This window comes from Limnohabitans sp. (assembly GCF_044373035.1).
GTDB lineage: Bacteria > Pseudomonadota > Gammaproteobacteria > Burkholderiales > Burkholderiaceae_C > Limnohabitans_A.
Genome location: NZ_JBILQU010000170.1, coordinates 1 through 3,857, shown reverse-complemented (window position 1 = coordinate 3,857; position 3,857 = coordinate 1). Strand labels below are relative to the sequence as shown.

The following is a 3,857-nucleotide window of genomic DNA, read 5'->3' as shown; positions in this document are numbered from 1 at the left end:
TGGCGCGACTTCGATGACTTTTTGGCCAGCCTGACCCAAGAAAAGCGCAAAAAAATCCGGCAAGAGCGCCGCAAAGTGCAGGAGGCGGGCGTGACATTTCGCGCCGTGCGCGGCCCCGACATGACGGAAGGCGACTGGGCCGTCCTGCTGCGCTGCTACCAGCAAACCTATTGGGAACACGGCAATGCGCCGTATTTGACCCCGGCGTTCTTCGAAGCCATGCGCACCGACATGGCCCCCAACTGGCTTTTGTTTGTGGCCGAACACGCGGGCCAGCCGATTGGCATCAGCCTGATCGGCCTGCACCTGGACGCCCAAGGCCAGCCCGAAGTGGCCTATGGCCGCTATTGGGGCGCGCTGGCGCGGGTGGACTGCCTGCACTTTGAAGCTTGCTATTACCAGCCCATCGAATGGTGCATCCAGCACGGCCTGAAACGCTTTGAAGGCGGCGCACAAGGCGAACACAAAATGGCCCGCGCCCTGCTGCCCACCCCCACCCACAGCGCCCACTGGCTGGCGCACCCGGCGTTTTCTGAGGCGGTGGCCCGATTTCTGGAGCGGGAAAAAGCGGGGGTGGAGAACTACCTCGAAGCGCTCAACCAGCACTCGCCGCTGAAGAAACTCCCGCCGCCTTGAAGCTACCGGATTCATGTGGACCTGACCGACAGTTCCCTCGGTACAACGCCACCTGCCCAAACCCAGCCCCGCCGAGCTGGCCCAAGTGCACACCCTCACCCGCCTGAGCCCTGGCGACTTTGCCGCCGTGCTATTTCTAACAAAGAAATATGCACATCTGTAAGATAACGCGCATTCAAACATTAGGATACGGACCTTTGGTTCCATTCTTCTGGCGAATAGCCGTGACATGCTTCTCACCCCCCACCAAGCCAAATACATCGCGCACGACCTGACCCTGCAGCACGCAGGTGGCGGCATCGACCGCTTGAGTCAGGCCCTGTTCAACGCCAGCGTGGACCTGAACCCGCACCAGATCGAGGCGGCGGTGTTTGCGCTCCAGTCGCCTTTGAGCAAAGGCGTGCTGTTGGCCGACGAAGTGGGCTTGGGCAAAACCATCGAGGCGGGCATCGTGCTGTGCCAATACTGGGCCGAGCGCAAACGGCAACTGCTGGTCATCTGCCCCGCATCGCTGCGCAAGCAATGGGCGCTGGAGCTGAAAGAAAAGTTCAACCTGCCCGCCGTGGTGCTGGACTCCAAAACCTGGCGCGAAGCCCAGCGCCAAGGCTTGGCCCCCCTGCGCCAAAAAGCCGTTCTCATCGTGTCGTATGCCTACGCCACCCGCATCAAAGAAGAAGTGCGGTCCATGGCCTGGGACTTGGTCGTCATCGACGAAGCCCACAAACTTCGCAACGCCTACCGCGAGAGCAACAAAATTGGCCAAGCCATCCGCTGGGCCACCGGTGACAGCCGCAAGTTGTTGCTGACGGCAACGCCCTTGCAAAACTCCATCCTTGAGCTGTACGGCCTGTCCACCCTGATCGATGAAAACATCTTTGGGGATGTGAATGCCTTCCGCAGCCAGTTCACCGGCGTGGGTGGCGACCTGCAAGGCCTGCGCAACCGATTGGCCAGCTTTTGCAAACGCACGCTCCGCAAAGACGTGACCGAGTACATCAACTACACCGAACGCAAGCCCCACACGCAAAAGTTCCGGTCCACCGACGACGAGCACAGGCTGTATGAAGCGGTGACCGCTTATTTGCTGCATGACGACAGCTATGCCATTCCGCGCCGCCAGAGGCACTTGACCGAGCTGATTTTGCGAAAACTGTTGGCGTCCAGCTCTTTGGCCATTGCGGGCACCTTGTCGGTGATGAAGCTGCGGTTGCAGGCCCTGCGCGAAGAAAAAATCCCAGCACAAGACGACTGGGTTGAGATATTGATTGAGGACGAAGAGATTGCGGAAGACCTGCTCGACGAAATCTTGAATGAAGGCGAAGAAGAGCAAGCCGAACCCATTGACCCGGCCAAACTCGACCGCAAACGCCTGAATGACGAAATCGATGAACTCGACCGCCTGATAGCGTGGGCGCAAGGCATAGGCACCGACACCAAGACGACCGCTCTGCTGCAAGCGCTGGACGTTGGCTTCAAGGCCATGGCCGATGTACCGAACGGGGGTGCGCCCCGCAAAGCCCTCATCTTCACCGAATCCAAACGCACGCAGGACTACCTCAAACGCTTTCTGGAGCAAAACGGCCACGCGGGCAAAGTGGTGCTGTTCAGCGGAACGAACAGCAGCCCCGAGGCCAGCAACATCTACGACCGATGGGTCTCCGCCAATCAGGGCACGGGACGCCTCACCGGCTCACGCGACATCGACATCCGCACCGCGCTGATCGAGCACTTTCGCGACGAAGCCGACATCCTGATCGCCACCGAAGCCGCCGCCGAGGGCGTGAACATGCAGTTCTGCTCGCTGGTCATCAACTACGACCTGCCCTGGAACCCCCAGCGCGTGGAGCAACGCATTGGCCGCTGCCACCGTTACGGCCAAAAGCACGACGTGGTCGTCATCAACTTCTTTAATGAGCGCAACCATGCCGACCTGCGCGTGCTGGAGCTGCTGGCCGACAAATTCAGCCTGTTCAACGGCGTTTTTGGCGCGTCAGACGAAGTGCTGGGCACCATCGAGTCGGGTGTGGACTTTGAAAGGCGGATCTTGGGGATTTACCAGACCTGCCGCACCCCCGCACAAATCGACGCCGCTTTTAATGCCCTGAGAGCGGAGATGGACGCATCCATTCAAGCGCGCATGCAAGACACCCGTCGCCAGTTGATGGAGAACTTCGACGCCGATGTGCATGACCGTTTGCGCATTCAGCTGCAAGACACTCGGGCGCACCTGGACCGGTTCAGCCGTCGTTTTTGGGACTTGTCGCAGCATGTGCTCAAAGGCAAAGTCTGGTTTGACAACGAGCGCTTGAGCTTTGATCTCAAGCCACCCCGACCTGCCGAGCTGCCAAGTGAAGTGCCCACGGGGCGTTATCACCTGATTTCGCGCACCCAGCCTGTCGATCCCAATTCATTGGCGGTCAATGATCCCAGCCTGGACGGGCACACCTACCGGCTGTCACACCCCTTAGGCGAATGGGTGATTCAAAACGCGCAGTCTGCTGATACGCCCCTGCAGCGCCTGGTGTTTGACACCCAAAAGAACGAAGCCCGCATCACCGTGGTGGAGCAGTTGCGTGGCCAGTCGGGCGTACTCGCGCTGCAAAAGCTCACGGTGGACAGCTTCGAAAAGCAGGACTACCTGCTGTTCTCTGCCATGACCGACCAAGGCAAGAGCCTGGACCAGGAAACCTGCGAAAAGCTGATGGGCACCGCTGCGAGCATTGCGCCTGATGCGGTGCAGCTCCCGCCAGCCACTGGGCAGCGCCTGCAGGCAGAGGCCAAGCGGCACGCGGATGCCACGGTTGCCCACGCACTGGAAACCAACAACGCTCACTTTATGGACGCCCGCGACAAGCTCGACCGCTGGGCGGACGACATGGAACTGGCCGCCGAGCAAGCCCTGAAAAACACCAAAGAACAAATCAAAGTGGCCCAACGCGAAGCCCGCCACGCCACCACGCTGGCCGAGCAACACGCCATTCAAGAACGCATCGCCAAGCTCGAACGCCAGCAACGCAAACAGCGGCAAGAGATTTTTCAGGTCACCGACGACATCCAGGACAAGCGCGAAAAGCTGGTCGAACAGCTCATGCAACGCATGGCCCAAAAGGTGCATGCCGAACACCTGTTCACCCTGCTTTGGGAGGTGCAATGACCCCAAGCGCACCCGATGACGACAGCGGGGCATGGCCCCAAGGCGAATCCGAAACCGTCGAATTCAA

At 60.0% G+C, this 3,857-nt stretch carries 2 protein-coding genes; both read left to right on the top strand.

The annotated features are described in order from the left end of the window. Positions 1 to 636: GNAT family N-acetyltransferase (locus tag ACIQ47_RS15185; protein WP_396438884.1), on the top strand; the 636-nt coding region annotated here is incomplete at its 5' end. A 229-nt stretch (positions 637 to 865) separates the two neighbouring features. Further along, positions 866 to 3,790: an SNF2-related protein gene (locus ACIQ47_RS15180; RefSeq protein WP_396438883.1), complete on the top strand. Its 2,925-nt coding sequence runs from the start codon at positions 866 to 868 to the stop codon at positions 3,788 to 3,790. The last annotated feature ends 67 nt before the right edge of the window (positions 3,791 to 3,857 follow it).

What these genes read in the sequence shown, in the direction of transcription:
- ACIQ47_RS15180 (WP_396438883.1), top strand. Translation starts at nt 866, where the DNA reads ATGCTTCTCACCCCCCACCAAGCCAAATACATCGCGCACGACCTGACC.